The following is a 25,322-nucleotide window of genomic DNA, read 5'->3' on the forward strand; positions in this document are numbered from 1 at the left end:
AGAACCGGGCACCTCAGGCAGGTGTCCGGTTCTTCCGTCTAACGTTAAAAGCGCTGATTTAACCAATCCAGGACATCCGAAACCATCTGATCAGATACCGTATGATTGATGGACGGATATTTAAGAAACGTCAAATCACGATTCAGTTCCGTTGATTGTTGCACGCAGTGTTCCTGCGTCTCGATCGGAATGACCGTATCGCACTGACCGTGTACGAATAACGTCGGTGCGGACGTTGCTTGCAAGACAGGATCATACCCCTGCAAACGTTGTTCTTCTTCCAATGTCAAATCGGCTCTGTTGTCGCGCTGTCGAAAAAGCTGTTCCGAAAACAAAAAGGATCCGGAGCCGTTGATATTGATTACCCCGGCACTGCCCTGTTGTTTCGCAGCGATACCGCTCGCGATGAATCCGCCCATCGAAACACCGAGCCAGATGATGTCTACTTGTGTTACGTTCAACTGCTTCACGAGCGTAACGGACTCCTCAATGCTTTGAAAAACGATCTGCCAAAAATGTCGTTCGACGACACCGCGGTCAAAGCATGCCTCCAGCCGATCGCGGCTGTCATGCAGGTGCAGTTCCGGCACAATGACCGTAAACCCTTGTTCCGAAAGCATCCGGGCGAAGTCTTCATATTTTGTCACGCTTGATCCCCAACCGTGATACAAACAGATAATTTTGCGGTAATTCTGACGCTGAGCTGGAAATGTCCTAATTGGCAAAATGGAATCAGTTAACAGGTTCATTTAATACGCCTCCTTTTTTTAATCTATAGATGAATAAATGACAATTATGTAAGTTGCTTGAAACATCCATTTTTTGTTATGTTTGTGGATGAGAGGAGGAAGAACATGGGTTTACTCTGGTTTAATCTAATCATGCTCGCCTTTTACTTACCGAGTTTGATTCTGCATGAGTACGGGCATGCATTCGCCGCCCGCTTAGTCGGTCTGCGCTTACAATCAATTTCCATCGGCAAAGGTGAACCATTCTTAAAAATCGGTCATTTTTCCATCGCCCGAAAGCAATTTTGGGAAGGACTGCACCGGTCTCAACCGTCAGAGATTTCGCTCAGCCGTGGACAACGAGCTGTTGTCTTACTCGGCGGGATTGGCGCCAATTTTATCGCCGGAACGTTCGTCGCCGGATTAAGTCAGCTCTTTCCAAGTCCGGTTATGCATCTGTTGGCGCCACCATTTATTCAGGTATCCATCATTTTCATTTTATTTAATCTGATTCCTATTCGGTTGACTAGTGGCTTTCCAAGTGACGGACTGCAATTAAAAAGGTTGTTCTTTAACAAAAACTCACGGACCGACTGGTAGGAGATGATTTCATGCTGAGACTTTTATTGCTTGCAAGCAGTTTATTACTCGTCGGGTGTAACTCTTTCGAGCAACCGAAAACCGTTCCATGGGGAGAAGAGACACCGGCTCAAATCGAGCGGCTAAAAGAGCATGATATTGAGTTTACGGTCAAAGACGGACAAGTCCTGATTCCGGAAAATCAGGTCGAAGAAGCAACGAAGTGTTGTACTTAACTTAAAACATTATCATCCGGTTATTTCCTTTAAAAGTTCTGGGGATAGCCGTTTTTTAGTACTGAATTACATCATTAAATCAAAACACCGTCCCCGACCGTAAACGCTTTAAACGCAACGGGTGACGACAAGCGGATCCAGGTCGACGGTTTGCCGTACCTCATCGAGGCGTCGATAAACGTTTCCAATGTCTCGACCGACGGTGTATACAGTTTGACCATGAAGTTAAACGTCCCGGCGAGCCGGTGGCACTCGACTACATTCGGATGACTCTTGCAAAATGCGATAAACGCGTCGCATCTTGTGTCTTCGAACATCAAAATCGCCATGATTGTTTTTTCAAGCGCAACGGGATTGATGACGGCCCGGTATCCTTCGATGACACCTCGGTCCTCAAGTTTTTTGACGCGTTCGTTGACAGCAGGCGTCGAAAGACCCACCGTTTTGCCGAGTTCCGTCCAGGACATCCGCCCGTCTGCCTGCAATGCACGGATAATTGCGTAATCAATTTCGTCCATTTTTCAACCCTCCTAATATTATGAAGACATATCTTAAAATTACCATTCATTTTCAGGTGAAGCTACTGAAAAGCAAGGAAAATTATCTGCCTGGTCACGTTCTTCTTTCGTACAATAAAGACAGATCAAAAATAAGTGAGGTGAAAGACATGCAGGCAACCAACTGTACCCGCTGTGCGGAGACATTTGAAGACGGTCAGGAAACGTATCACTGTTCGCACAACTGTACCTTTTGTAAAGAGTGTACCGAGACAATGAATTCGATTTGTCAAAACTGCGGGGAAACCTTAGTCCGGGTAGAACAGTAATACATACAGCAAGGGAGCGGATCATTGGAGTCCGCTCCCTACTTTCGTTATTCACGTGTCGACACCGGCTTGCGTTCCGCGAGGCGGTCTTTCGCCTGTTCCTGATGTTTCTGAATCGTACTTTCTCCGACCGCTTTCGCCAGTCCCCGTGTCGGCAGATTGACATACATCGTCTCATAGTTGCTGATTTCAAACGTCTCATGGAAAATCCCGACGGCGTTACTCGCCCGCGACGACTGATTAAACTTTTTCCACGCGGTCAGGTGACGGTGACCGTGCGAATAGGCAATCAGAGCGTCGGAGGAACGCCAATACTGAATCAACGTAACCGACCGCCAACCGACGAGCATCTCATGCGACAATAAACCAACCTGCTGCTCATAACATTCCTCAATCATCGGTGTCATCGCCTGGACGGTCGGCCACCATTTCCGGACCGATCGCAGACGGTTGATCCGTAAGCCGATGATGAATACGACGATGTCTTCATTTGGTGTCGCGATCACGCGTTTCATGATGATGTTCCTCCTTCGAGTGTCTGAACGGACGCTTCACACCATTCCAGCAGTGCTTGTGTCTTGCGTTTGCCGTAATCAAGCGTCAGCAGCCAATACATGGCGTCATCCGCTTCTTTGTAGGCCAAAATCGATTGTTCAATCATCTGGTATGTCTCCAATCGCTCCCGGAGCAGAGCAGCATGCTGGTCGATTTTTTGAATCGTCATCTCCTTTGATTCATGCCGGGCAAAATAGAGTTTCAGCAACAGTTCATTCCGCTGGACCGGAAGTTCCGTCGTCGGCTCCTCGACCCAGCGTCCGAGTTCCGCCTCGCCGTCCGGTGTCAGAACAAACGTCTTCCGGTCATCCCCCTCTCCGGTTTCTTCGACGATCAATCCTTCCTGCACCAACGTTTTCAGCATCGGATAGACCTGTCCGAAGCTGATCTTCCAAAAGTGATTGAGACTCGTATCAATCGTATGTTTCATTTCGTAGCCTGACGTACAGCCGCTTGCCAGTAAACCTAAAATCGCATACCGGGTCATGTTTTCTTTTGGCATAAGTCGCTCCTATATCTTTTAGATAGTATCTTTTAGATATATATTCCCGGTCTTTCAGTTACTAAACGAATATTCAGAATATTTATAGTTAGAAAATTATCTTACATTTTTGTAAGTCCCACTTCTTTTTTAGGGGAATGGATTTATTTCCCTATACACTAATAGAGTTTTCATTTTCTTAAAACAGAACGGGAGTTTTCCGCTATGCCTTATTTTTTAAAACTCAGCTTATTCAGCCTTGTCCTGCTGCTTGCCGGATGCAGTCAGCCGAAGACGGAATCAATTCAGCCGGTACCGGTACCAACAGAATTAATACGCAGTGAGGGTTTTTCGACACTTGGACCAAGTACGAATTACGACTTAACAGATGTCTATCAACGTTACCCTTACCTGTCCGGTCCAAGCTATATCGATGAAGCGGCCGTGTACTTTTATGCCTCAAGCGAAAAAAGCAGTTCGGTTTTCCGTTACTCGCTGACGGATCGGCACCTGAAAAAACTCTATTCAACGAACCAAACCATCTATAAGTTGGTCGGCGTCGGACGACAACTGTACTGGATCCGTTATCAGGACAACGGAAAAAACAGCAACTGGACGCTCGACGTGATGGATTTAGCAACCGGGTCGCTTCAACAACTTGACCACGGAACAGAACCGTCTCGTTTTTATCCGGATTTGCAAGCCACGTCGGCACATGTCTCCTGGATCAAACATATCAATCAGAAAGATAAGACCCAGTCACTCGTCCAGAAATATGATGCAGCGACCGGGTACGTCACGACACAAAAAACACTGACAGTGAAAGAAACAGCAACCCGGAGCGGCGACTATGCCCAGTACTTACGGGACGATGATGCGGGAATTCTTCTTGATCAAACGACCTACAAAGCAGATGAAAAAACGACCGCCTATACGACGCTTTCCGGAAAAGCAATTAAAAAGACGACGATGCCGTTTGATTTCGCCTACGGTCAGCATTATCTGGCGACGGGCGCGGAAGGATCTGCGGGATTTCAAGCACATGTGTCGAATCATACGTCCTATCGTTACAAGACGCCGGAACCGTATTTCATCCTTGATGGTTTTTGTTTCCTGACACCGGATCACATCGTCTTCCGGGAAGAACAGCATCAACTCCTTTATGCGGACCTGATAAACGGGACGGTTGTCCCACTGACGGATAAGGAAGGCGAGTATTCGAAACCGGTTTTCACAAATGGTCGGCTTGGTTACAGCGTCGTCCAAGATGGTGGAACCGTGTCTTTCCGCATCATTCAAGTCAACAACTGAACATGAGAAAAGCCCGTTCCAGATTGGACGGGCTTTTATCGTGCTCGTATTCACTGTTGTTCCGCGTATGCCTTGAAGCGGTCAAGAATCGCCTGCCACCCGGCCTGTTGCATTTCCGGCGGATTCATCGACTCCGCCTCGAATGTTTCCACGACTTCCGTTTCCTCCCCGTTCGCCGTAAACCGTACCGTTACATTCCGACCGTCGTCGAGCGTATAGGCCAGTTTTTCATACAGGATCACTTCCTGATAGACGCCCGAGAAGTCAAACCCCATACTGCCGTCTTTTGCCGCCATGTGACTGGAAAAACGACCACCTGCTTGAACATCATTCGTCGCTTCCGTCGTATGCCAATCGTCAGAAGCCGCATTCCATGCTTTGATGTGTTCCGGTTCCGTCCAATACGTCCAGACTTCGGCGACCGGACGTTGGATTACGGTCTGGATTTGAATTTCTTGAGCTTGGTTCATATGAATCACTCCTCTGTAAGTTCAGAATCTGTTCTTTGTTTAACGTTCTGTTTTAACTGAACAAATCCTTCTTTTAAAAAATGGTTTATTTTGTCAATCATTCAGGTATACTAGCTTTACAGTTAATAAAAGTTAACCGGTTAATAAAAGGGAGTGTTAATAATGGAACAGCAGGCGATTTTGATTCTCGAACAGTACGAACAACTCAAAGTCATCAGTGATCCGATGCGGACAAAAATGCTGATGCATCTGATTGAACAGCCACATACCGGCCAGCAATTGGCACAAAAACTTGACGTCTCACGGGCAAAGATTTTGTATCATCTGCGTGAACTCGAAAAGTATCAGTTGATTCAACTCGTCGAGGAAGAAATCCGAGGCGGAAATGTATTGAAGTTTTATCAGGCCGTCGCCCGCGGATTCATTCCGGCTGATCATCTCCTGAATCTTGTCGAGACGAAACAAGCGACACGCCAGTCTTATGTCGAGGTCCTCGACCGGGCGAAAACACGTGTCTTGACGGCGCCTGACCGCTCGTTTGCCCCGCGTTCCTCTGACGTAGAGGACTGGGAAAGCCTGTCGTTCCAACAAGAACTCCGACTTTCACCTGAGCAATTCTTGACGTTTACGAAACGGTACCGGGAACTGTTGCAGGAAGTCGAACACGATGCATCAACGGATGAGACAGATAAAAAATTGTATTACGTGATGGCGACGGCGTTTGAGATTGATGCACCGTTAGTTCAAGCGGACGAGGAGGGAGGACATGCAGGCAACTGAGCAAAAACCACATCACCCGCTCTTGCGGAATCGTTCGTTCCGAGCACTTTGGCTCGCCAGTACCTGTTCCTTCCTCGCCTTATCGACCTACTTATTTGCCGAGCAGTGGTATATCCTCCGCGTCTTGAAACTGGATGCGTATTTAGGTCTCGTCTTGATGTTGACGTTGTTGCCGCGGATTTTTTTAATGATGTTTGGCGGTGTCATTGCTGATCGGTTCAACAAATCGATCATTTTACGCTATTCCAGTCTGCTGCGATTTACCTTTGTTCTGCTGTTGCTGTCCGTCTATCACTTCGAGCTGTTGACGATTGTTCCGCTTGCATTATTTGCGTTTACGTTCGGTTGCATCGATGCCTTTTTCTCCCCTGCCAGTGCGTCCCTGTTGCCCCTTCTCGTTTCAAAAGAAGATCTGACGCGGGCCAACTCAATTCTTCAAACCTCCAATCAGATGGCCTTGTTCTCCGGACCGTTGCTTGGCGGCGTACTGCTGACCTTCTCATCGTTCCACTTCATATTTTTGACGATTGCACTGTTTCTTTTGCTCGCATCGCTCGGTACCTTTTTCATTCGCGAACATCCCATCGACAATCCGACTCGGACATCTGCCCGGATTGAACTTGCTCAAGGATTTCATTATGTATTTGCCGACCCATACTTAAAACGGATCCTCTTCCTGCTGATTATCATCAACTTTTTCTTTTTTGGTCCGTTGCTGATGGGGATTCCGTTACTCGTCGATCGGGTTTTAGGAGGTCAAGCCCTGGACCTCAGTTATCTCCAAGGCGCGTATCAGCTCGGCATGCTGCTTGGTGCCGCCTGGATCGGCTTCAGCAACCTAATCAATCAATCTTTTCGCCTGTTGCTGTCGCTGATTGGTCTGCTTGGAGTCGGTCTTGGGTTACTCGGACAAATCGAACACGTCTGGCAAGGCGTTCTGCTGCTGCTGACAATGGGAGGCATCTCCTCCATCATCAATGTTCTGATTTTGACGACGATTCAAACGACGACACGGCCACAGATGATGGGACGGGTCATGAGCCTTGTCAACGCCTCGTCAAACGGCTTGGTTCCATTGTCTTATGCGGCCTTGTCTCTTTCGCTGTCATTTGATGTCCGTCTCGAACAGATTCTGTTTTTGTGTAGTTGCGGTATCCTGATTGTAGTGTGTGCTGCCTTCGTTCGGATTCGGTGAACGCGTCAAAAAAAGTCATGTCCCGCCCGTTTCGGGGGTATATGACTTTAACTTGTCGAAATGAATAAACAGGAACGAAGAATCATGAGCCATTGAAACAAAACTAATCCGTGAGGAGGATGCCTGTATGAATATAAACATCCGTCAACTGTCAGCTCATGAGAATCCTCCGATGGAGCTTTTGCTATTAGCGGACCCGTCTCAGAAACTAATCGAAGAATATTTGAAAAGAGATCGTTGTTTCGTAGCTGAAACAAGGAATCAACTGATTGGGGTACATGTGCTTCTACCCACGAGACCGCAAACGATCGAAATCGTAAATATTGCAGTAGACGAGAAGTATCAAGGTAACGGCGTCGGAAAATATCTCTTAAAACATGCAATCCAAACCGCGCAAGCGATGGGCTACACAACCATCGAAATCGGGACAGGAAATTCAAGCATTGGCCAGTTGGCACTTTATCAAAAATGTGGATTTCGGATTGTTGGAGTTGATCTAAATTTCTTATTGCGGCATTACGAAGAAGACATTATGGAAAACGGTATCCGGTGCACAGATATGATTCGGTTATCTCAAGACGTATAAAGGTCTCTATGCTCTTCATCCAAAATAGTTCGTCTATCTTGATTGGATTTTCAGCACTAAACCAGACAATTTTCTTAACGAATGATTGCATATAGCGAAAGTGGTTGAACCAATTTATGTAATCCTGTAACTTACGTTTCAGTTCCATCAAACTCGAGAACACTCGTTTTTTGACAAACTCTGAAGTGAACTATAAATTAGTTACTAATGAATGAAAGGAATATTTTATTATGAATTTAGAAATTAAAAGTTATATTAAAATTCCTCCTGAAAAAGAAGAACTAGATAAAAATCAGGAATATCCGGGATTTGTAGAGATGACTGATTCAGAAGATAAAGATGTATTCAATTATGCATTTGGACGATCTGACGGCTATCCTTCAGGAAAAGTCGTTTTTTATTTAGATGGTGAACCACTCCCTTTCAACGCACATGTTAGTGAGCTGTACATGTTTTGGCATTTATTAATAAAGAGTGTATCAACAAATGATTTATATGACATTGAAAGATCAGACTGGACTCTACAATATGAAAACGAAGAAGTTTCTTCTCATTTTACCATTCGATTTTTCTATCCAAAAAAAATAGCGGAATTTCATTATAAAAATCAAATTTTGGCTACTTTTTCATTAGATACATATAAAAAAGCAGTCCTACAAGGATTTTTAGATTTTATGTGGCATACGAATTTAGAGTTTGAAACGATTGTTTATGATTCGCTAGGTGAAGAAATTGATTATGCTTCTATGAGAGAAGATACTGGAGATGATTTATATAATTGTCGCTATATCTTCTTGCAATTCATGAAAGAAATTTATCGACAACAGAAATACGATTTAAACACTCTCATTAATCTCGATTTTAAGGTAAGTCGTTCTTTTTCTGATTTAAAATATGAGTTAGAAGATTAAATCTATAAGAGTAATCCCTGTATCACTTCTTCAAATGTTTCATCAATGACGACAAAAGTCTCGTGTTCAACGCATTTGATATCCTTTTTAAAGAAAGAACTTAATCTATAAACAGGAACAACCTGAAGCGGACTAATCCATCTATCAACATGGCATTTCCAAAGCATTTGACACGATTTCTGTCGTATTCTATACCTATGTTAATACATGAGCAGGCTAGACGAATTAGCCAACAACGGTCTCTTACCTTTTGGTGAGGGACCGTTGATCATATCAGCACTTTAAGTATCTTTTCATCGCAGAGACTCAGGAGGAAGATGGATTGTCAACAATAAACTAGACAATTGTCTTAAGGAGTGTTTGATGCAGCAAAGTGTGTCTCAAGAAAACGATTCGAAGCGACAAAAAAGTGGCCCTTCTCAATAAAGAGAATAACCACCATCTTGTCTTCAGTATTAAGTCATGTCCGAGCTTAGGGCATGACTTTTGCGTTTAAATAACTGTCGTGAATTTTTTTGCTGTTTCATTCAGTTCATGCGCCGATTCGCTGACGGTCTCAAACCGTTGCAACGTCTCTTCCATGACGGAGACACTGGACGAGGCATCGGCGTTTGCCCGCGTGATGCCCTGTTGAATCCGCTCCAGTTCCTTGTTCATCTGTTCCGTCGTGTCGCGGACGTTAATGACGGCGAGCTCAACGAGTTTTGAGAGGTTACGGACTTCTGTCGCGACGACATTAAACCCGCTTCCGTGCTCACCGGCGCGTGCTGCTTCGATCGAGGCGTTCAGCGACAATAAATTGGTCTGGGCGGCAATCTCTTTGATCGTCCCGGTGATTTTTGTGATCTCGGAAGATTGTTCCTGCAGATTCGTTAAGGTCCGTAAATTTTCCTTGGCATCGTCTGCCATCTTCTCAATCGTTTGTTTCAGTTGACGGCTCTCCTGTTTGCCTTGCGTGGATCGGTCATCCAAATCGGTGGCGATGCCGGCAAAGGACGTCGCATACTCTTGGATGGTTTCCTGCCGATCCGTGATATCAGAAGCAATCTTGACGACACCGACGACTTGGTTTGCTTCGTAAATCGGCATATAAGTTGCTTCGAGCCATATCGAATCGCCGCGGGCATCAATCCGTTCGATTTTATCAGCCGAGCTGAAACCGGCCAGTAGTTTGCTCCATAATTTCTGATATGCCTCACTGCTTGCAAAATCCGCTCGGCAAAACAGATGATGGTGCATGCCAATCATCTCATCACGTTTGTACTTCATGGTCTTGGCAAACAAGTCGTTGACATCAACGACCCGGCGTTGTGTATCAAAACGAATCATTGCGACATTGTGGGTCAGGGCTTCCAGAATATCAGCAGAAGCAAGGGTTGGGTTTGCTAGTTGAGGTGTCGTCACGTGGTTAATCTCCTTCAGGTCATCATTTCAAATTTCATCCATTTAGTAACAAAACTATTTTGTGAAAAAATATTTTATCTGCCACTCATCATAACAAGTCCCATTTTCGCTTCACATCAATCTGATCAGATCCAGAAAAACATTGACCCCTTTCTCAAAGCAGGTCTTTTTTAGGAAGATTTTTTATCCTTTACAACTTTTTTCCAATCATGTATCATTTATATCGGGAGGCGATACATTGAGGAACGATACATCAGTTTTGACCGAGAGTACGTATTATGTTTTGCTTTCGTTGACGACACCGAAACACGGATACGCGATGATGCAACAAATTGAACAATTAACAGACGGGCGCGTCCGAATGGGACCAGGCACGATGTATGGGGTCTTAAAAAATTTACTTGAAAAAGGTTGGATCAAAATTGTCGAAGAAGCCGGTCGCCAGAAAATTTATGGTTTAACAACATCCGGCTATGAAGTATGTTTGGCAGAACGGGCTCGTCTGTCGCAAGTATTACAGCATGCTAACGACTTACTTAAAGGAGCAACTGATGAAAAAATTCAAACTTTACCTAAATGATGAAACGGAAGAACGCTGGGTCAATGAGATGAGTCGTAAAGGCTGGCAACTGACGAAGTTTTCTCCGTTCGTCTACACGTTTGAACGGGAGGATACGGTCTATACGTACCGGAATGAAATGATTACTCAACGGCCAAACCGTTCTGAGTATTTCGCTTTTTTAGAAGAAACAGGTGTCGAAATCGTTCATGCCAATCCTTTTTGGGCATACTACCGGAAAGCCGGTACCGAAGAATCCTTTGAATTGTTTACGGATACAAGCTCGACCAAACGCTACTTAGAAAAGAAACTCCAAACGTATTGGATCACCCTACTGTTTTTACTGATCTCGATGCTGTCCTTGTTTTTAATCCCAAATATCGTACAAGAGATGACACATCCTGTGACTGCTTCGGTGATGATCGGATTCGCCGTCCTTGAAGTTCTGTTGATTGTAGCGATTTTCTCGATCATCTACCGGACTAAAAAGCATCTACGGTCGCTCTAACACCAAAAAAACCTCTTCGATTTTATTGTAAATCGAAGAGGTTTTGCTTATTTCAAGGTATAACCTTGCTCGTTCAATAATCGTTCCCATTCGCTTAAGTACATGTAATCTTGTGCGCCGAGCGGATTGTCGAGCTTCGTGATGAACTCGAGACTGTTGCCGTCCGGATCGTTAAAATGGATCTTCGCATGAGCATGCTGGGCAATCGGCATGACGAACGGTTCCATTCCTTCAAAACCAAACGCTTTGCGCGGCGTAAACCCGCGTTCCGTCAGCCAACGGACCGAATCTCGTAAGCCGTCGAGCGAAACGTGAAACGCGATATGCCGGATCGACGGATGATACGGCAGTTCGACTTGATCCGTCTGCCAAAGACCAAGCCAACTCTGATCCTCGACAATCCAGAGAAAGGCGATTTTTTCATCCACGATGTGATCAAGCTTTAATCCGAGTCCCGTATAAAACGCGATGGACTGCTGTAAGTCGCGGATGGGCAGATGTGCTTCATATAGGCCAAGAATCATCGCCGTTCACGTGCATTCACGTGTCCACTTAACGCCTCGATGTAGCGGCTGGCGGAACGGGCGACAGCGGCGTTCGCATCCGTAACGACGATTTTATGGAAAGCATCATAGATTTGATTAAAGCGGACGTCTTTTAGGGCGGACGCCATTTCAGCGACTGTCGCTGTCGGTAAAGGAATCAGATTCGGATAACTGTACATGAAGCTGACCCACGCCCGGTCGGCGACGACACGGACGATATCTCCCGTCAGTAATATCCCGCGCCCGTCGTTGCCTGTCGTCCATTCGAGAACGGTCGCCCCGTCAAAATGACCGCCGATCCGGTGTAACACTACATCGTCAGCTAATTCCAAACGGTCACCGGACCAAAAGACAATCCAGTCACTCGACCGGGTCACCCATTCCTTGTCCGCTTCATGAATGTACAGCGGAATTTCGAACGTTTCCGCCCACTCGACCTGGGTCGCGTAATAGTGCGGATGCGATAAGGCCATCGCGTCGAGCTGTCCCATTTCCGCGATGACCGCCTGATCGAGATAGGTGATGCAGTCCCAAAGAATTCGTTTCGTTCCCGTGACAAGATAAGCCGTCTGCCCGATCCCGAACTTCGGTGTCGTGACGAGACTCGAAAGTCCCGGTTGTTCCTCCGTCACGGTCGTCTGATATGTACCGGACGAAATCATATCCGGAAGTGTCGTCCACGATTGACCGTTTGGATTCACATATTGCCGCTCGTCCGTACAAATCGGACAGATGTCGTCCTGTGTTACGTTCTCATCCATCTGGACCCCGCACGTCGTACAAATTAAGTAAGTTATGCCTATTTCCCCCTGCTGTTTAAGATCTTTTAACGCGTAACCAAATGATGTTGATCAGGGCAAAAATCAAAGCACCGGCCACGAATCCGAGTAGGACACTGACATCAAAGGTCCCCTTCGCTTCGTAAACAATCAGTAAACCGACGATCGCACCAATCAGAACACCTAACACACGAAGTGCAATCTTTCCGTTCGTCATCGTCATGCCCCCTTTTGTTCATTTGTTTTACAACGTTCTTGGTGCATCCGCCATCGCGTTAGCGAGAATCATGTAAATGATTAAATTGATCGGAAGCGGAATGACAAGGAAAATCAGACGGACGGCTAGTGACGAAATACCGAAGTGTTCCGCGAGTCCGCCGCACACCCCCTGAATCGAGCGATCTGTTGCTGATCTGCGTAGTGATTGTGCCAATCGTCTCCCCTTCTTTCTTTAATTTCATTTTGGGTGATCCATCCATATGTTACAATAATTAGTATAGCGTAATGGAGTTCAATTTTGCAGGGGACAGCCCCTTTGATTCGGAATCTGACAGAAAGGACGTGAGACATTGGAACTTTTTTATTTGATTCAGGAACGGGCGTTACCGTTCTCGATTTTGGCTTTACTGATGATGGCGAGTGCCGTCGTCGTGTATGTTGTTTGGAAAAAACAGGTCAGCTTGCCGTTGCCGTTGCGTATTTTTACGACCGTCATCTGCCTGACCTGTATCATCGGTTCAGCCTGTTTAATGCTTTTCACACTGTTCGTCGGCTACAACGCTTAAAAAAATACGAGTCCGGTAAACAAACAGACGTCACCTTCCCTCAAGGAGAAGAATGACGTCTGTTTTTCATTCATCGTATGACTGCCCGCTCAAAAGCGGTTTGAGTACGGTATTCTTGATCCTGCCAAATCCAACGCTTCGCTGTTCCTTTAGCCAAGCGATAGGTGTTCTGTTCGAATTGATTCCCGGAGCTCGTCTTAAAGAAGTGGGCGACAAACAGATTGTCTTGCCCCGTCGTAAATGTATTGTGGTCGATCCGGTTATTACGGACATCGTGCTGGACCAGCAGCTGTCCCCCTTCGAGCCCTTTCGTATCATTGCCGGAGACCTGATTCCCTGTAATCCGGACCTGTTTCGTTCCACCTCGTTTTTTATCGTATCCGCCGATTGAAACACCGGTAAACCGGTTTTGTTGGACAAGATTTCCACGGACCGTAATGTCTTCCGCATACTTCTTTGCATGTTCACTTGTTACTTCAATCCCGATATCATTCCGCTCGACGGTATTGTTTTCAATCGTCAGCTGTTTGCCGCCGTCGACATAAATGCCGGCTGCATTGTACTCTTTGCCGTAGACCGGATTGCCGTAACTTGAACTGTCGGAGACGTGATTTCCGGCAATCGTTCCGTTCCGTGCATAGTCCTCCGCCAGATTCGTTGCGACCCCTTCATATCCAATTAAGTCGATGCCGATGTTATCGTTCCGGCGGACGGTATTGCCCGTGACGGAGAATGCGTCGATGTTGCCGTTCAGAACCAATGCTTCGCTGGCCCCGAGCCGGTTGTCTTCGACACGGTTCCCTCGGACGGTGATCTGTTTTAAACGACCGGTTCCATAAATCGCAATCCCGTGGGCGTTGCCGTCCTTTGCCTGCGTCTTAATTCGTCGGACCTGATTGTGAAGCAGTTGAATGTTCCGGCCAGTCCCCGTCACAAAAATTCCGATCGGAGTCTCGTTCGTCCGCGTCGTCTTGAGGTCAGCGACCACCAGTCCTTGAATCGTCACGTACTGCTTGTCCTCGATCCAGACGAGCGCTGTGTCTCCGTCTTTCTGCTTCAGCGTCTTGCCGCTTAACACCACTTTCTCCTGTTGATAGTTCCGGAAGACGACCGGTGCTTGTTTCGTCCCGCTGTGCTTGACCGTCAACGCTTCCCTGTACGTTCCGTTGCGGAGGTACACCGTCGTGCCGGCTTTCGCGAGCTGACTGGCTCGTTTCAGCGTTTTCAAAGGTTGTTTGATGGAACCGGTATTCGTATCCTTGCCGGCTGGCGCGACATAGAGAACTTTTTTTGCAGCTGTCGACTCCGCCGGTTCTTGTTGCCAGGTCGCCGAACACCCAAACAGTCCGAGTGACAATAAGAGAATAAAACGTTTTTTCATGTAATCCGTCCTTCCTGTGACGCCTAATCAGATTGTAAATATCATCCATTCCCCTTACACTGAATATACTTACATATAAAGGACGTGACATGGATGTTGAAACAACTGCTTGTCTGTTCACTATCGGCACTTTTACTTGCCGGTTGCACCGCGGAAGAAACCGGTCCAAAAAAAGTCATCAAACCAACGGAACTGCCGTTGACACTTAAATTCGTTGAGTCCAAAGAACCGGCAGATGCCTTTGTAAATAGCGCGACCTATCTTATGACCGGTCAAACGGATCAACCCCTTTACCTGACCGGAATCGAATATTTTGCGTCGGGTAAGCAGAAAATCTGGTTTTCCGAGACCATCAAACCCGGTCAATATGACGGAAAATCATTGAAACTCAGTCAACAGTCTGATCGCGCAAAAGGCTACCGGTCCTACAGATATGAGCTCGAGAGTACGATGAATGAGTGGTCCGAAGAATCAAATGATTTAAAAAAATTCTTGATGACGGGTGTCGAGTTTCAGAACCAATCATTTCACGCATCTGAATATGACCTGTTGATGTTAGAAAAGTCGACCGTCCATGAGTCCATGGTGGGAAGATCATTAGCTGCTATCGATTCTCCCGCAGGCATCAAACTCAAAAAGGGCGAGCATGCTTTTACGATTTCATTATCGACTAAATCCTTCGGTACACCAAGTGCACGTACACTATGAAAACAGACCTGTCTCTTTATCGAAAAGAGGCAGGTCTGTTTCGTTCAGTGCCGCTGATGCGGCAAGGGAATCGTCAACGGTTTAAAGTCCGGTCCGAGCAGGATCTTCATCAAAAAAATCAGCTGTCCGGTGTGATAGGCATAATGCGCGAGTTGCCGTTCCATCGCGTCGACGACGAGATGCGGTTCGCCGCGGATTAAAACGGTCTGTTCCAAATCGTCCGGTGTCAAGGAAGCAAGCGTTGATTCGACGAGTTGCCAGCCGTCGTTCCACAGTGTCAGCAAGGTCTCTTTATCATGACCCTGGTCGACAAACTCGGCGTCCCGGTTACGGTCCGGCTTTTCCCCGTCCGTCGTTAAAAAATCGGTCCAGCGTGACGTCATATTGTTCGTCATATGCTGAATCAACAGTGCGATGCTGTTCGTATCCGGCGCCAGTATCTGATGAAACTGTTCCTCGTTCAGCCAACCGAGTGCCTGCTCCGCCGGTTCGCGGACGGCCCGGAACCGTGCTTGAATTGCCGTCAAATACACCTCTTCGAAAGCCATTTCATTCCCTCCCTTTGCTGTTAGTCCATCACGAAGTCCACACCGTTTGCTCCTGCGACCGGTATCGTCCGTAACGTTTTTAAGTTGTCATCCGTGACGATCAATTTGCCTTTTCCGGAAAGTGACGTTTTACTTTCCGTGAAATACGACGTTTTCTTATACGGATTCCGGTAGAGGTACCGGTAATAGTGACCCTGCTTCCAGAAATCCGGTCGGACCTCTTCAACCCGGAACGCTTGTCCGAACGTCCACTTCACGAGCCGTTGATCGGTATCGTTTTCACCGGTGCCGATGATTTGATAACCGGTCTGTTTGTTGATCATCCGCATCGGTTCCGTTGCCCAGTAGTTGACATCATCTAGTACTGAAAATGATTTTTGCTGCATCGTTCCGTCCGTCTTCAGTTTGATCATCACGCCATCGGTCGTTGCAAAGTACGCGGTGTCTTTCGCACCGTATAACGCCGTATAGGCATACGGTTCGTCCGCTTTTCGAATGACGCGTGATTTTCCGGTCGTCTGGTCGAGCAGGACCATTCCGGCCGCCCCTTCTTGATCATCCTCGGTACCATTGTTGGCATAAGCAATCGTCTGATCCAGTTCAAGGATCGGTGAATCAAAGACCGGCATCAGCCGGTCTTCAATCGGATACCGTTTGTCTGTCCGAACGTTGATTAACTGAATGTTTTCCTTTGGCTTCGAGGCATTCGATTCCAGCCAGACATCTTTCCCGTAATGGGCAACGGACGTGATCGCTGTATTCGGCACTTCGTGTTTTGTAAACGTGCCCCGTTTTAAATCGTACGTAAAAAAGTGATCGGCTTCGATGCCATCCGGGTGATGTGCATAGATGTGCCGCAGATCCGTTCCTTTTTGTGACAGCCTCATCCAATAGAAATCCGGGTCAGCAATCGTTTCCCTTTTCAGTTCTTTACCCGTTTTCGACAGTGTCGTCATCAATCCCGGTTCCTGCGGATCGTCCTGTGTTTCTTTATGACGGTTAATATCGCTTCCATACAGCAGGATGACCTGACCATCTTTTGGTGTAAACGTCATCGTCGTGAGATCCTTCGAAATGACCGGGTAGGAAACGGCTTTTGGTTCCTCCGGACGTAATCCGAGATATACAGCACCTGCACTGACAAAAACGGCCAGTCCCGCCGTTCCGTACAGCATTCGTTTTTTCCATGGTTGAAGCATCTTCATCATCCTTTTTCTGTATCGTTATCCTCTTTATTATAGGTGTCATTTGGAAAATTGACCCTAATTGAAATAGAGAAAGACCAAGGATTTACGGAATAAATACCCAGTACTTTTTTTATTCAGTTGTCATTCATTTTTTGAAAAACTGTCCGATAGATTAGTAAGCAACACGAATTACTCATCAGGAGGTTTATATGAACACGACTCGGACTCATTCCATCAGAACACGTTTACTGCTCATCATCAGCTTGATTCTCATCCTGTTCTTTGTTTTCAGCAGTGTCTCGCTTTACCTGACGACGAAACAAACGGCGTTATCGACGCTTAAAAAGACAGCGGAACAGGATGCGCTCCGGATTGCCAAAACGGTTGATTCCGACGCCTACCAAACATTTTTAACGAATCCGACGAACGACGCGACGTATGACCAATTACGCGAATCGCTTGATCAATTACGCAAACAAAACGGCTTGTTGTATGTCTATACGGCAAAAATCGATCAAGGCAAGGTCAAACTGTTGATTGACGGACTTCCGATTGCTGACGCCGCAAAAATCAATGATCCGGCAACAGGAGCCGTCGCCTCTGACATGAAAGAAGTTTTACAGGGAAAAACCCACGCAACTGATGTCATTGATGATCCAAAGTACGGAAAATATATCAGCGTTTACGTCCCCTTAAAAAGTCCGACCGGTGACATCATCGGCATTTTAGGAACCGACATTGCCGCGAAAGATGTCGAGAACTTGACGTCTGCGATGCTCAAACAATCGTTGCCGCTCTTCATCGGTCTATTGGTCAGTTTACTGGCTATGACACTGGGGCTCCTCTACTACATACTCGGACGGAAATTAAAACCGCTCGAGACCCTGCAATCCGTCGCTAAGATGATTGCCGACGGAAAACTCGATCAGGCACAGCAAACGATGCATCATTTAAAAATTCCGGCAAAAGATGAAATTTATGCACTCGCCCGCTCGATTCAACAGATGAATGAAACACTTCGAACGATGATCGTCGACATTAAACGGACGACGGTACTCGTCACGGAAACGAGTCAGGCGATTGATGCCGGAACAACGGAGGTCTTGGACGGTTCGACGCAGATTGCCGAGACGATGTCGGAAATCGCGATCGGAACGGAAAGTCAGACCCATACGACACTCACCTTGACAGATGAGATGAACGGTTTCTCAAGGCTGGTCCAAAAAACCGCAGCTGACAGTCAAGAAATCGAACAGACGGTCGAGACGATGCGCAGCACGACGCAAGACGGACAAACCCAGATGAAGCAGTCCGTTGTCCGGATGAATACGATTCATACGCATGTCGCGGAAGCAACGGAGCAGGTCCGGCAATTAAAACAACAGTCAAGTGATATCCAAGCGCTCGTTACGATCATCCGGGACATCGCGGCGCAAACGAATTTACTAGCCTTGAACGCCGCCATTGAAGCGGCGCGTGCCGGCGAACAAGGCAAAGGATTTGCGGTCGTCGCAACCGAAGTGAAGAAACTGTCGACACATGTCGCAAGCAGCGTTGATCAAATTGCGGCAATCGTTCAGAACATCACCGGCAATTCGTCCCAAATGGAAGTCCGGTTTGCTGAGACGTTACAGGAGACGGTATCCGGTCAACAGGAAATTCAGGCAACGGACAACTCGTTTTCGCACATCGCGGCACAAGTCGGATTAGTGGCCTCGTCCGCCGCCGGGATGCGCCAACAAATGCTGGATGTTGCCCGGACCGAGGCACGGATCAGCAGTGCCTTGACGGAAATCGCCGCTGTTGCCGAAGAACATACGGCAGGTAACGAAGAAGTCGCCGCCGCATCCGAACAGATGATTGCAACGATTACCGGACTGCATGTTCTGGTCGAGACGTTGAATGAAACATCGGCTTACTTGACAGGTCAGACAGAGAAGTTTGAACTGGAATCTTGAAAAACGTCCGTTTCCTCGATGGGAAGCGGACGTTTGTTTATGGTAAAATTTGATTTGATATTGCTACAGACTACATACGATCCATATAGCCTGAAAGGATGATTGACGATGAAACAAATCCATCACCTCTGTATCCAAACGACCGATTACACCGCGTCGAAAACCTTTTACGAACACCTTGGCTTCGAACTGGTCCAGGAATCCCCGGATTTCCACACCCGGGCGTTTAACAGTTGGCTGAAGCTCGGTGACTTTTACATCGAACTTCAGACGAACAAAGTCGACGAGACCTTGACGTCCTATACGAAACATGCGGCCGGTCCCGTCCATTATGCGTTGTATGTCGATGATTTACAGGCGGAAGTCGCACGGCTCGAACAGCTCGGGATGCCGTTTTTACCGAAACACGGCGGCAACATCTACTTCGTCGTCGACGGGCATCTCAGTAAACTGAAGGCACCGGAAGGAACGATCATTGAACTGCGGGATACATGGACGATTAAAGGATAATGAAACAAACGCTTATGCCTCGTATGTTCAGGTCATAAGCGTTTTTCTGATTCCTTTAGATGTTCCTTCACTTGATTCCCAAGTTTTCGATATACGTCGTATCCGATTTGTCGAGTTGATCGGAAACCTTCTTGATATCCGTCACCCGGACGTACCGGTCCCCCTGCTTTTGGTAGACACTTCTTTGATCTCCCTGCAGAGGAGTATCATAGTACAATTCAATCCAGTCCCCGTCATCACTGACTTCAATTCCCGTTTCTTTTCGGACAATCGGATCGTGATTCTGCCGAACGAGTTCTTCGTTTTCCAGTTTAATCACGGTCTCGATGGAGGTATTAAATTTCTTTTTATAGTCAGGCGCCGGTGGTTCCCGGAACAGATAAAAAATCAGTAGGACACCGATCCCGGCAACAAGCATCTTCCGAACATTCATCTGAACTCCCCTTTGACAGTTGATCCTGATTTTTTAGAACCGGTCGACGATTCGTAAATCAGACCGCTTGTCCCATCCCTTACCGGCGACACGTCTTTGAAAAATCGTATGACGCGGTAATCCCTTTGAAAAGAGCGGTGTCGGACGGATCGTCCGGGTCTGTAAATCGGCTGCGCCGTACGCCAGATACAACTGTAACTGTCCGTCCGTTAACTTTGCCGCAATCGCTGTCACCGTTTCCGGAAAATGCGCGATCGCATCACACGTCGATTGATACGGCGGCAACTCGTTTTTCAGATGCATCCGCGCCTGGTTTTTGACCGACCACGGCAATGGTTGCCATGATTTTAACTGTTCCTCATACTGTTTTTCCGTCGCTTCCGATGTATCGACCGCGTCGTAATAGACGACATCGATATCCTGTTCCTCAGTCAAAGTCAGTCCCCAAATCAACGACCGGATATAGCCGGCGCAAATCCAGGCATCCGGCAGTCCGAGGTGGTCGACGAGAGCCAACTGTTCTTGTAATGCTTCGTTTTCAAGTAACTGCTCGTAGATTCCGGTTGTGTCTTGCATCTGTCTTCCCCCCGATTATGTCTTGATCTTTTTCCATGTCTTCGGATAGGTCCGTAACTCTTTTTTTGTCGGATGTTCGGGATCGAGTAGTTTTCCACGGCGTTCAAGGATCGTATCCGCCATCAAGAGTATAATGGCGAGCAACAGATAAACCCCGATGCTCGTGAAGAACGGCAGACTCAGATTTAATACGACCGGCAGAAAAAGACCGACCAAGACGATGAAACAGTAATCAATCACGTATTGAATTTGGATGATCCGCTTCATTGCCGGGTTCGATGTCAGCGCCATATCCCGGTTGACTTCTTTTGAATGCAGGCGGGCAATCAGGACCAGCGCAACGATGAGAACGGCAAATGGCCAGTACGCTCCGCGATTGGCGACAATCAGGACAATACTTGTTCCGTACAACAGTGCACTCAACATGCGTTGTTTCATCAGACGCCGTTTTGCCTCCTGAATGAACTGGGTCCGCTCCTGTTTATTTTTCATGAATATTTCCTCTCCTTACCAGGACGGCGGGTCATTTCGATGATGGATATCCAGTTCGTGATCGTTTGACGTATACGCACGAGATCATCCATTAACCGTTCCCGGTAACCTCGTCGTGCCGCTAAAATCGTCATTCCTAAAGCAATCACGGCAAATATACCAATCATGATCATTGCCATGCCTCCTTTTAGAAATCTTCTACTTTATATCCTATTCGCTTCCATTTACCGGATGTCCTTTAACCAGATTAAGCGGTCCTTCTGGACGAATCGCAAAAATAAATTGATGGAATTTTTAGATAATTATCTCCATTCTGAACCAAAAAGGTTCTTTAATTGTATATAATGGTAAAATAATCATTTTAAAATGAAAAATATGTCATACAAATTTTGAGGGAGGAACTGTGATGAGCGATGTACGTAAAAATCCAATCGTCATCCGAATGAATGAACCATCATTTATTGAACCTATTGTTTCGTTTTTTTATAGCCAAAGGATGATCGGAGGAACGGCCGATGCTTAAATTCATCTGGAATTCCTGGTGGCGGAACAAGGAGCGGTTTATCCTGCTCCTCGTCGGTGTCCTGATTGTCAGTACCGGCCTCAGTTACCTGATCGGGACGACGCAGGCGAACAACGGCACCGTCGTCGACGAGCTGCAAAAACGTTGGGGTTCGTCTTACGACATCGTCGTCCGGCCGCCGGACAGCCGCAGTGTAACGGAAGACCTGAAGCTGCTTGAGCCGAACTATATGAGCGGGCTCGACGGCGGCATCACGCGAAAACAATATGAAACAATCAAACAGATCACGGATGTTGAAGTTGCGGCACCGATTGCGATGATCGGGAATTATTATGCAGATGCCCAACTGGGTACGTACGATTTCAAAGAGCCGGGTATCTATAAAGTTACGATCCAAGACGTTCAGGATACCGGTTTACAACAGGAAAAGGAGACAAACTCCTACTTTTTAGGTGCCGGATGGTCTCCTTCCGAAAGTGATGGCTTAAACCGGGATCTTTCGCCGCAAGAGTTGGGAAAACAACCACTGATGGAGTTCGGCAGTGCGACGATGCTCGCCGGAATCGACCCGGAAGCAGAGGCAAAACTTGTCGGTCTTGACCAAGCAACCAAAAAAGCGACACACAGCCGCTACTTTACAAAAGACGATATCGCAACAGACAACGGAAACGATATCTGGAAGATCCCGTTGATTTTAAACAGTCATGAATACGTCGATGCCTACCGGAAGTATCGTTACGAAAAAGTCGATGTGTCCTTAGTCAATGATTCGATGACGGAGACCGTCCAGGACATTATGGAAAAAGGCGGGAAATCGTATCTGAAGACGCTTCCGCTTCAACCTGCGAAAGTCTACAAGATTACGACAAACGAAACCTCCGAAGAACTGGTCAACGACATCTTAAAAGGAACGGTTCCGTCCAAACCAACCGGAAGCTTCGATTGGATGTACCTGAAGCCTTCCTCCGTTGAATACCAGGCGCTCGCGAGTCCGTTCGCTACTCGATGGCCGTTTGCCTATCAGATCACACCACAGGAAGTGCCGGAAGATATTCAATTGGCCAAACGAACGATGTACCGAAAAGCACGGACATTTGGAGATACGTCCATCAATTTTAAGTCCGTACCGAAGATGACTTTAAATTTCATCGGTGTCTTTGATCCACAAAAGCTGAACATTTCAAAGGATCCATTGACGGAACTACCGATGGAAACGTACTTCCCGGCGAAAGCGCAGTGGGTTATGGACAAAGACGAACGGCCCGTCAATCCCGTCCGTGACGTCAAGCCGACGAATGACCCTTATGACTTCCTGACGAAACCGCCGTCGATGCTGACGACGCTCGATGCGGCGTTCAAACTCCGTGGCGACAAAGCCATCTCGGCCATCCGGGTCAACGTCAAAGGGGTCGAAGCCATGAATGCGACGAGCGAAAAAAAATTACAGGCGGTCGCGCAAGAGATTGAAGACAAGACAGGACTGATTACTGATGTGACACTCGGGTCCTCGCCGCAGCTCGCCCTGACCTACCTGCCCGGCTTAAAAAATGAATCGGCTTTAGGATGGGTCCAGCAACCGTGGATCAAACTCGGTTCCTCGATGGCGATTTTCCAGGAAGCAAAAGTCGGGATGAGCGGCGTCATCGCAAGTGTGATTGCGGTCGCCCTCGTTTACGTCTTCAGTTCAAACATCATCTTGCTCTATGCCCGTAAAAAAGAGTTTGCGATTCTCCTGTCACTCGGCTGGCGTCCGCGTCAGTTGTCGAAGCTGCTGTTTTTAGAAGCAACACTGCTCGGAACGTTCGTCGCCCTGATTTCCTGGACGATACTCGGTTCGTTCTGGCTGACGACGGCTCACCCGATTGCCCTCGGCCGGATCCTGTTGATCGGACTCGCCGGTCTGTTGATTTATTGGGGCGGCACGCTCGTCCCGATGGCTCTGATCCGCCGCATCCGGCCGTTTGAAAGCATGCGGTCCGGTGAAGTCTCAAAAGGCCGCCGTTTCGTCCGGTCGCAATCGATTTTCGGGATGAGTCTCAATCAACTGTTCACCTACTGGCAACGGACGTTGCTGTCGATTATCGCAATTGTCCTGCCGACCAGTCTGTTTATCTTCTTCCTGTTCGTGACGTTCCGACTGCAAGGCGTCTTGTATGCGACCTGGCTCGGCGAATACGTCGCACTTGAAGTCGGGACAATGCATTACGTCGCGATGGCGGTCGCCCTCTTGATTGCGATCCTGACGACAACGGAAATCATGTGGCAAAACGTCAATGAACGAAAGCCGCAACTCGCCGTCTTAAAAGCAACCGGTTGGCGCGACGGTTGGATTCGGTCCCTTGTCCTGACGGAAGGCATGCTGACCGGGTTGTTCGCCGGTCTGATCGGTCTCTTGCTTGCGCTCGCGATGATCGGATACGTCTACAACCAGTTCCCGGTTAATGAGCTGTTGTTCCTCAGTGTGATGCTGTTCATCCCGGTCGTGACCGGGGTCCTCGGTGCCCTGTTGCCGGCACAGCGGGCCGTCCAGATTACGCCGAATGCGGCAATCGGCAGTGTCGCCGTCAATACCCAGGCGACGGAACGCCGCTTTAAACTGGCGCTCGGCACGATCGGTGTCGTCTTAGTCGCCGGCGTCTCCAGCCTGTTCCTGTTTGCAACAAACGAAGATATCACGCAAGCACCAAAACAGGCGCAGGATAAACCGCCTGCCGTTCAAACGACCGGTGCGAAAATGACCGATTTAAACCAGACCGATTCGAAGAAAAAGACGGCGGTTTCGCAGACGGAAACCGATAAAAAAATCAAGAAGCTGATGAAAAAAGGTATGGTGCAGACGACTCCGGGTGGCGAACAGATCAACAATCAGTTCTTTTATGTCGCTCCGCTGATCGAAACACCAAAAGAGCTCGATTTACAAGAAAAACCGGGTTACCGTTTTGTGACGCTTCCGGTGACCATGCAGGATAATCAGGATCCCCGCTCAAAAGGTTTGGTAGCCAATTATCGGCCAAGTACCTATGCGATGACCGCTCCTGACGGGAAAGAATACTTGCCGGTTGATTATGTCAATCATAATGAAAAAGCCTGGAAATTCAGTTATCAGTATGTTTCGGGCGAAAAATCACGCGTTGATCTCGTCTATCAAGTACCGGAAGACGAAAAAGTATTGGTCCTGTATGCATCGGATGATGCGTTCCCGAGAACGGTCACCGTCAAAATTGACCTGGATGCCGCTCCCGGTGCTGATTCCAAACCGAAGCAAACACCAAAAACCGCCAAACAGGATTCCGGTGCGGTTCAGGAAATCATGAATCAGGCGATGGTCCGCACGTTCCCGGGTGATCCGGAGCTGAAGAAATCGATTTTCCGGGCTGATGCTTTGTTGCCGGAACCGCCGAAAGAGTTAAACCTGCCGGCGCTGAAGGACGAACAGTATCTCACCATCCCGATTATTTTACGGAACTATACAGCACCTGAAGGCGAAGGATATGGCACCTACCGGCCGAACCGTTACACGCTGACCGACGCTGACGGCACCGTCTATGAGTCCGTCGATTATGTCAATCGCAATCCGGACGTCTGGAAATCCGGTTACCAGTACTTCTCGCCCCGTGCATCCCGCGTTGACCTCGTCTTCCGAGTACCGAAGCAGGACAACACGTATGTCCTGTTCGCCAAGGACGAAGCGTTTGCGAAGTCCGTCGCCGTCAAAATCGAGGTGAAGGCAAGCAATGATCGTCCATCAAACTGATTTATAAGGAGGCT

32 protein-coding genes and 1 pseudogene are annotated in these 25,322 nt (G+C 47.6%); 15 read left to right on the top strand and 18 right to left on the bottom strand.

Features of this window, described 5'->3' with window-relative positions:
• Positions 1–44: 44 nt before the first annotated feature.
• Positions 45–749, bottom strand: a complete 705-nt coding sequence (locus tag N7U64_RS03970; protein WP_318928585.1) for an alpha/beta hydrolase — start codon at positions 747–749, stop codon at positions 45–47.
• Positions 750–854: 105 nt separating this feature from the next.
• On the opposite strand from N7U64_RS03970, the gene N7U64_RS03975 reads away from it, so the two are divergent.
• Both N7U64_RS03975 and N7U64_RS03980 read left to right on the top strand, forming a co-directional pair.
• Entirely contained in the window at positions 855–1,328 is a 474-nt protein-coding gene (locus N7U64_RS03975; protein WP_290826701.1) for a M50 family metallopeptidase, read from the top strand.
• An 11-nt stretch (positions 1,329–1,339) separates the two neighbouring features.
• Positions 1,340–1,543, top strand: coding sequence for a hypothetical protein (locus N7U64_RS03980; RefSeq protein ID WP_318928586.1), 204 nt, complete (start codon positions 1,340–1,342; stop codon positions 1,541–1,543).
• Positions 1,544–1,617: 74 nt separating this feature from the next.
• Here the strand turns inward: N7U64_RS03980 and N7U64_RS03985 are convergent, their stop codons facing one another.
• Positions 1,618–2,061, bottom strand: coding sequence for an Lrp/AsnC family transcriptional regulator (locus N7U64_RS03985; protein ID WP_318928587.1), 444 nt, complete (start codon positions 2,059–2,061; stop codon positions 1,618–1,620).
• 149 nt (positions 2,062–2,210) lie between these two features.
• Here N7U64_RS03985 and N7U64_RS03990 point away from each other — a divergent pair, with 149 nt between their 5' ends.
• Positions 2,211–2,369 carry a DUF1272 domain-containing protein gene (locus N7U64_RS03990; protein ID WP_081578956.1) on the top strand — a complete coding sequence of 53 codons (159 nt, stop codon included), beginning with the start codon at positions 2,211–2,213 and terminating at the stop codon, positions 2,367–2,369.
• A 47-nt stretch (positions 2,370–2,416) separates the two neighbouring features.
• Here the strand turns inward: N7U64_RS03990 and N7U64_RS03995 are convergent, their stop codons facing one another.
• Both N7U64_RS03995 and N7U64_RS04000 read right to left on the bottom strand, forming a co-directional pair.
• On the bottom strand, positions 2,417–2,884 hold the full coding sequence (locus N7U64_RS03995; RefSeq protein ID WP_318928588.1) for a DUF4188 domain-containing protein: 468 nt from the start codon (positions 2,882–2,884) through the stop codon (positions 2,417–2,419).
• A complete protein-coding gene (locus N7U64_RS04000) occupies positions 2,881–3,426 on the bottom strand; it encodes a PadR family transcriptional regulator (RefSeq protein WP_131972695.1) in 546 nt (181 codons plus the stop codon). Before N7U64_RS04000 ends, N7U64_RS03995 begins: the two co-directional genes overlap by 4 nt.
• Before the next feature lie 204 nt (positions 3,427–3,630).
• On the opposite strand from N7U64_RS04000, the gene N7U64_RS04005 reads away from it, so the two are divergent.
• Positions 3,631–4,716, top strand: a complete 1,086-nt coding sequence (locus N7U64_RS04005; protein ID WP_318928589.1) for a hypothetical protein — start codon at positions 3,631–3,633, stop codon at positions 4,714–4,716.
• Between the two features lie 50 nt (positions 4,717–4,766).
• On the opposite strand, the gene N7U64_RS04010 is transcribed toward N7U64_RS04005, so the two are convergent.
• Positions 4,767–5,186 carry an SRPBCC domain-containing protein gene (locus N7U64_RS04010; RefSeq protein ID WP_114595800.1) on the bottom strand — a complete coding sequence of 140 codons (420 nt, stop codon included), beginning with the start codon at positions 5,184–5,186 and terminating at the stop codon, positions 4,767–4,769.
• A gap of 162 nt (positions 5,187–5,348) precedes the next feature.
• Between N7U64_RS04010 and N7U64_RS04015 the strand changes: the two genes are divergently transcribed.
• The 3 genes from N7U64_RS04015 to N7U64_RS04025 all read left to right on the top strand — a co-directional run bounded on the left by N7U64_RS04015 (position 5,349) and on the right by N7U64_RS04025 (position 7,747).
• A complete protein-coding gene (locus N7U64_RS04015; RefSeq protein ID WP_114595801.1) occupies positions 5,349–5,966 on the top strand; it encodes an ArsR/SmtB family transcription factor in 618 nt (205 codons plus the stop codon).
• Positions 5,953–7,161 carry an MFS transporter gene (locus N7U64_RS04020; RefSeq protein WP_318928590.1) on the top strand — a complete coding sequence of 403 codons (1,209 nt, stop codon included), beginning with the start codon at positions 5,953–5,955 and terminating at the stop codon, positions 7,159–7,161. Before N7U64_RS04015 ends, N7U64_RS04020 begins: the two co-directional genes overlap by 14 nt.
• A gap of 133 nt (positions 7,162–7,294) precedes the next feature.
• Positions 7,295–7,747: a GNAT family N-acetyltransferase gene (locus N7U64_RS04025; protein ID WP_318928807.1), complete on the top strand. Its 453-nt coding sequence runs from the start codon at positions 7,295–7,297 to the stop codon at positions 7,745–7,747.
• Here the strand turns inward: N7U64_RS04025 and N7U64_RS15385 are convergent.
• A pseudogene (locus N7U64_RS15385) lies at positions 7,692–7,919 on the bottom strand (IS3 family transposase); the annotation flags it as partial. The gene N7U64_RS04025 and the pseudogene N7U64_RS15385 sit on opposite strands and share 56 nt — an antisense overlap.
• 58 nt (positions 7,920–7,977) lie before the next feature.
• Between N7U64_RS15385 and N7U64_RS04030 the strand changes: the two are divergent.
• Complete coding sequence (locus N7U64_RS04030) at positions 7,978–8,658, top strand: hypothetical protein (RefSeq protein ID WP_318928591.1); 681 nt, start codon at positions 7,978–7,980, stop codon at positions 8,656–8,658.
• A gap of 492 nt (positions 8,659–9,150) precedes the next feature.
• Here N7U64_RS04030 and N7U64_RS04035 read toward each other — a convergent pair whose 3' ends face one another.
• Positions 9,151–10,062: a methyl-accepting chemotaxis protein gene (locus N7U64_RS04035; protein ID WP_318928592.1), complete on the bottom strand. Its 912-nt coding sequence runs from the start codon at positions 10,060–10,062 to the stop codon at positions 9,151–9,153.
• A 238-nt stretch (positions 10,063–10,300) separates the two neighbouring features.
• Between N7U64_RS04035 and N7U64_RS04040 the strand changes: the two genes are divergently transcribed.
• Both N7U64_RS04040 and N7U64_RS04045 read left to right on the top strand, forming a co-directional pair.
• Complete coding sequence (locus N7U64_RS04040) at positions 10,301–10,642, top strand: PadR family transcriptional regulator (RefSeq protein WP_318928593.1); 342 nt, start codon at positions 10,301–10,303, stop codon at positions 10,640–10,642.
• Positions 10,614–11,129, top strand: coding sequence for a DUF2812 domain-containing protein (locus N7U64_RS04045; protein ID WP_165871621.1), 516 nt, complete (start codon positions 10,614–10,616; stop codon positions 11,127–11,129). The genes N7U64_RS04040 and N7U64_RS04045 overlap by 29 nt, the downstream gene beginning before the upstream one ends.
• A gap of 47 nt (positions 11,130–11,176) precedes the next feature.
• On the opposite strand, the gene N7U64_RS04050 is transcribed toward N7U64_RS04045, so the two are convergent.
• The 4 genes from N7U64_RS04050 to N7U64_RS04065 are packed head-to-tail and all read right to left on the bottom strand — an operon-like array spanning position 11,177 to position 12,886.
• Entirely contained in the window at positions 11,177–11,653 is a 477-nt protein-coding gene (locus N7U64_RS04050) for a VOC family protein (RefSeq protein ID WP_318928594.1), read from the bottom strand.
• Positions 11,650–12,435, bottom strand: a complete 786-nt coding sequence (locus tag N7U64_RS04055) for a hypothetical protein (RefSeq protein ID WP_318928595.1) — start codon at positions 12,433–12,435, stop codon at positions 11,650–11,652. The genes N7U64_RS04050 and N7U64_RS04055 overlap by 4 nt, the downstream gene beginning before the upstream one ends.
• A gap of 55 nt (positions 12,436–12,490) precedes the next feature.
• Complete coding sequence (locus tag N7U64_RS04060) at positions 12,491–12,670, bottom strand: hypothetical protein (protein ID WP_318928596.1); 180 nt, start codon at positions 12,668–12,670, stop codon at positions 12,491–12,493.
• 27 nt (positions 12,671–12,697) lie between these two features.
• A complete protein-coding gene (locus tag N7U64_RS04065; RefSeq protein WP_188004345.1) occupies positions 12,698–12,886 on the bottom strand; it encodes a PspC domain-containing protein in 189 nt (62 codons plus the stop codon).
• 136 nt (positions 12,887–13,022) lie between these two features.
• On the opposite strand from N7U64_RS04065, the gene N7U64_RS04070 reads away from it, so the two are divergent.
• Entirely contained in the window at positions 13,023–13,238 is a 216-nt protein-coding gene (locus tag N7U64_RS04070; RefSeq protein ID WP_318928597.1) for a hypothetical protein, read from the top strand.
• Between the two features lie 70 nt (positions 13,239–13,308).
• On the opposite strand, the gene N7U64_RS04075 is transcribed toward N7U64_RS04070, so the two are convergent.
• Entirely contained in the window at positions 13,309–14,619 is a 1,311-nt protein-coding gene (locus N7U64_RS04075) for a nitrous oxide reductase family maturation protein NosD (RefSeq protein WP_318928598.1), read from the bottom strand.
• 93 nt (positions 14,620–14,712) lie between these two features.
• Here N7U64_RS04075 and N7U64_RS04080 point away from each other — a divergent pair, with 93 nt between their 5' ends.
• Complete coding sequence (locus N7U64_RS04080) at positions 14,713–15,327, top strand: hypothetical protein (protein WP_318928599.1); 615 nt, start codon at positions 14,713–14,715, stop codon at positions 15,325–15,327.
• A gap of 44 nt (positions 15,328–15,371) precedes the next feature.
• Here N7U64_RS04080 and N7U64_RS04085 read toward each other — a convergent pair whose 3' ends face one another.
• Both N7U64_RS04085 and N7U64_RS04090 read right to left on the bottom strand, forming a co-directional pair.
• Positions 15,372–15,875: a DUF1572 family protein gene (locus N7U64_RS04085; RefSeq protein WP_318928600.1), complete on the bottom strand. Its 504-nt coding sequence runs from the start codon at positions 15,873–15,875 to the stop codon at positions 15,372–15,374.
• Positions 15,876–15,895: 20 nt separating this feature from the next.
• Positions 15,896–17,074, bottom strand: a complete 1,179-nt coding sequence (locus N7U64_RS04090; RefSeq protein WP_318928601.1) for a hypothetical protein — start codon at positions 17,072–17,074, stop codon at positions 15,896–15,898.
• A gap of 197 nt (positions 17,075–17,271) precedes the next feature.
• Between N7U64_RS04090 and N7U64_RS04095 the strand changes: the two genes are divergently transcribed.
• The gene (locus N7U64_RS04095; RefSeq protein ID WP_318928602.1) at positions 17,272–19,020 is read left to right on the top strand and encodes a methyl-accepting chemotaxis protein; all 1,749 of its coding nucleotides are present in this window, start codon (positions 17,272–17,274) and stop codon (positions 19,018–19,020) included.
• Between the two features lie 108 nt (positions 19,021–19,128).
• Complete coding sequence (locus N7U64_RS04100; protein ID WP_318928603.1) at positions 19,129–19,530, top strand: VOC family protein; 402 nt, start codon at positions 19,129–19,131, stop codon at positions 19,528–19,530.
• A gap of 67 nt (positions 19,531–19,597) precedes the next feature.
• Here the strand turns inward: N7U64_RS04100 and N7U64_RS04105 are convergent, their stop codons facing one another.
• From N7U64_RS04105 to N7U64_RS04120, 4 genes are read right to left on the bottom strand one after another with little or no spacing between them, the layout of a single operon-like run.
• On the bottom strand, positions 19,598–19,963 hold the full coding sequence (locus N7U64_RS04105; protein ID WP_318928604.1) for a hypothetical protein: 366 nt from the start codon (positions 19,961–19,963) through the stop codon (positions 19,598–19,600).
• A 33-nt stretch (positions 19,964–19,996) separates the two neighbouring features.
• Positions 19,997–20,539, bottom strand: coding sequence for a nucleotidyltransferase family protein (locus N7U64_RS04110; RefSeq protein WP_318928605.1), 543 nt, complete (start codon positions 20,537–20,539; stop codon positions 19,997–19,999).
• A 15-nt stretch (positions 20,540–20,554) separates the two neighbouring features.
• Entirely contained in the window at positions 20,555–21,031 is a 477-nt protein-coding gene (locus N7U64_RS04115; protein ID WP_318928606.1) for a hypothetical protein, read from the bottom strand.
• Positions 21,028–21,204, bottom strand: a complete 177-nt coding sequence (locus N7U64_RS04120; RefSeq protein WP_318928607.1) for a hypothetical protein — start codon at positions 21,202–21,204, stop codon at positions 21,028–21,030. The genes N7U64_RS04115 and N7U64_RS04120 overlap by 4 nt, the downstream gene beginning before the upstream one ends.
• A 342-nt stretch (positions 21,205–21,546) precedes the next feature.
• Between N7U64_RS04120 and N7U64_RS04125 the strand changes: the two genes are divergently transcribed.
• Complete coding sequence (locus N7U64_RS04125) at positions 21,547–25,308, top strand: FtsX-like permease family protein (RefSeq protein WP_318928608.1); 3,762 nt, start codon at positions 21,547–21,549, stop codon at positions 25,306–25,308.
• Positions 25,309–25,322: the final 14 nt, after the last annotated feature.

The organism is Exiguobacterium sp. K1, from assembly GCF_033721435.1.
Lineage (GTDB): Bacteria > Bacillota > Bacilli > Exiguobacteriales > Exiguobacteriaceae > Exiguobacterium_A > Exiguobacterium_A artemiae.

Excerpts from the sequence above, each read along its gene's own strand:
- N7U64_RS03970 (WP_318928585.1), bottom strand. The coding sequence starts at position 749 with ATGAACCTGTTAACTGATTCCATTTTGCCAATTAGGACATTTCCAGCT.
- N7U64_RS03975 (WP_290826701.1), top strand. The coding sequence starts at position 855 with ATGGGTTTACTCTGGTTTAATCTAATCATGCTCGCCTTTTACTTACCG.
- N7U64_RS03980 (WP_318928586.1), top strand. The coding sequence starts at position 1,340 with ATGCTGAGACTTTTATTGCTTGCAAGCAGTTTATTACTCGTCGGGTGT.
- N7U64_RS03985 (WP_318928587.1), bottom strand. The coding sequence starts at position 2,061 with ATGGACGAAATTGATTACGCAATTATCCGTGCATTGCAGGCAGACGGG.
- N7U64_RS03990 (WP_081578956.1), top strand. The coding sequence starts at position 2,211 with ATGCAGGCAACCAACTGTACCCGCTGTGCGGAGACATTTGAAGACGGT.
- N7U64_RS03995 (WP_318928588.1), bottom strand. The coding sequence starts at position 2,884 with ATGAAACGCGTGATCGCGACACCAAATGAAGACATCGTCGTATTCATC.
- N7U64_RS04000 (WP_131972695.1), bottom strand. The coding sequence starts at position 3,426 with ATGCCAAAAGAAAACATGACCCGGTATGCGATTTTAGGTTTACTGGCA.
- N7U64_RS04005 (WP_318928589.1), top strand. The coding sequence starts at position 3,631 with ATGCCTTATTTTTTAAAACTCAGCTTATTCAGCCTTGTCCTGCTGCTT.
- N7U64_RS04010 (WP_114595800.1), bottom strand. The coding sequence starts at position 5,186 with ATGAACCAAGCTCAAGAAATTCAAATCCAGACCGTAATCCAACGTCCG.
- N7U64_RS04015 (WP_114595801.1), top strand. The coding sequence starts at position 5,349 with ATGGAACAGCAGGCGATTTTGATTCTCGAACAGTACGAACAACTCAAA.
- N7U64_RS04020 (WP_318928590.1), top strand. The coding sequence starts at position 5,953 with ATGCAGGCAACTGAGCAAAAACCACATCACCCGCTCTTGCGGAATCGT.
- N7U64_RS04030 (WP_318928591.1), top strand. The coding sequence starts at position 7,978 with ATGAATTTAGAAATTAAAAGTTATATTAAAATTCCTCCTGAAAAAGAA.
- N7U64_RS04045 (WP_165871621.1), top strand. The coding sequence starts at position 10,614 with ATGAAAAAATTCAAACTTTACCTAAATGATGAAACGGAAGAACGCTGG.
- N7U64_RS04050 (WP_318928594.1), bottom strand. The coding sequence starts at position 11,653 with ATGATTCTTGGCCTATATGAAGCACATCTGCCCATCCGCGACTTACAG.
- N7U64_RS04055 (WP_318928595.1), bottom strand. The coding sequence starts at position 12,435 with ATGGATGAGAACGTAACACAGGACGACATCTGTCCGATTTGTACGGAC.
- N7U64_RS04060 (WP_318928596.1), bottom strand. The coding sequence starts at position 12,670 with ATGACGAACGGAAAGATTGCACTTCGTGTGTTAGGTGTTCTGATTGGT.
- N7U64_RS04075 (WP_318928598.1), bottom strand. The coding sequence starts at position 14,619 with ATGAAAAAACGTTTTATTCTCTTATTGTCACTCGGACTGTTTGGGTGT.
- N7U64_RS04080 (WP_318928599.1), top strand. The coding sequence starts at position 14,713 with ATGTTGAAACAACTGCTTGTCTGTTCACTATCGGCACTTTTACTTGCC.
- N7U64_RS04085 (WP_318928600.1), bottom strand. The coding sequence starts at position 15,875 with ATGGCTTTCGAAGAGGTGTATTTGACGGCAATTCAAGCACGGTTCCGG.
- N7U64_RS04090 (WP_318928601.1), bottom strand. The coding sequence starts at position 17,074 with ATGCTTCAACCATGGAAAAAACGAATGCTGTACGGAACGGCGGGACTG.
- N7U64_RS04095 (WP_318928602.1), top strand. The coding sequence starts at position 17,272 with ATGAACACGACTCGGACTCATTCCATCAGAACACGTTTACTGCTCATC.
- N7U64_RS04100 (WP_318928603.1), top strand. The coding sequence starts at position 19,129 with ATGAAACAAATCCATCACCTCTGTATCCAAACGACCGATTACACCGCG.
- N7U64_RS04105 (WP_318928604.1), bottom strand. The coding sequence starts at position 19,963 with ATGAATGTTCGGAAGATGCTTGTTGCCGGGATCGGTGTCCTACTGATT.
- N7U64_RS04110 (WP_318928605.1), bottom strand. The coding sequence starts at position 20,539 with ATGCAAGACACAACCGGAATCTACGAGCAGTTACTTGAAAACGAAGCA.
- N7U64_RS04115 (WP_318928606.1), bottom strand. The coding sequence starts at position 21,031 with ATGAAAAATAAACAGGAGCGGACCCAGTTCATTCAGGAGGCAAAACGG.
- N7U64_RS04120 (WP_318928607.1), bottom strand. The coding sequence starts at position 21,204 with ATGATCATGATTGGTATATTTGCCGTGATTGCTTTAGGAATGACGATT.
- N7U64_RS04125 (WP_318928608.1), top strand. The coding sequence starts at position 21,547 with ATGCTTAAATTCATCTGGAATTCCTGGTGGCGGAACAAGGAGCGGTTT.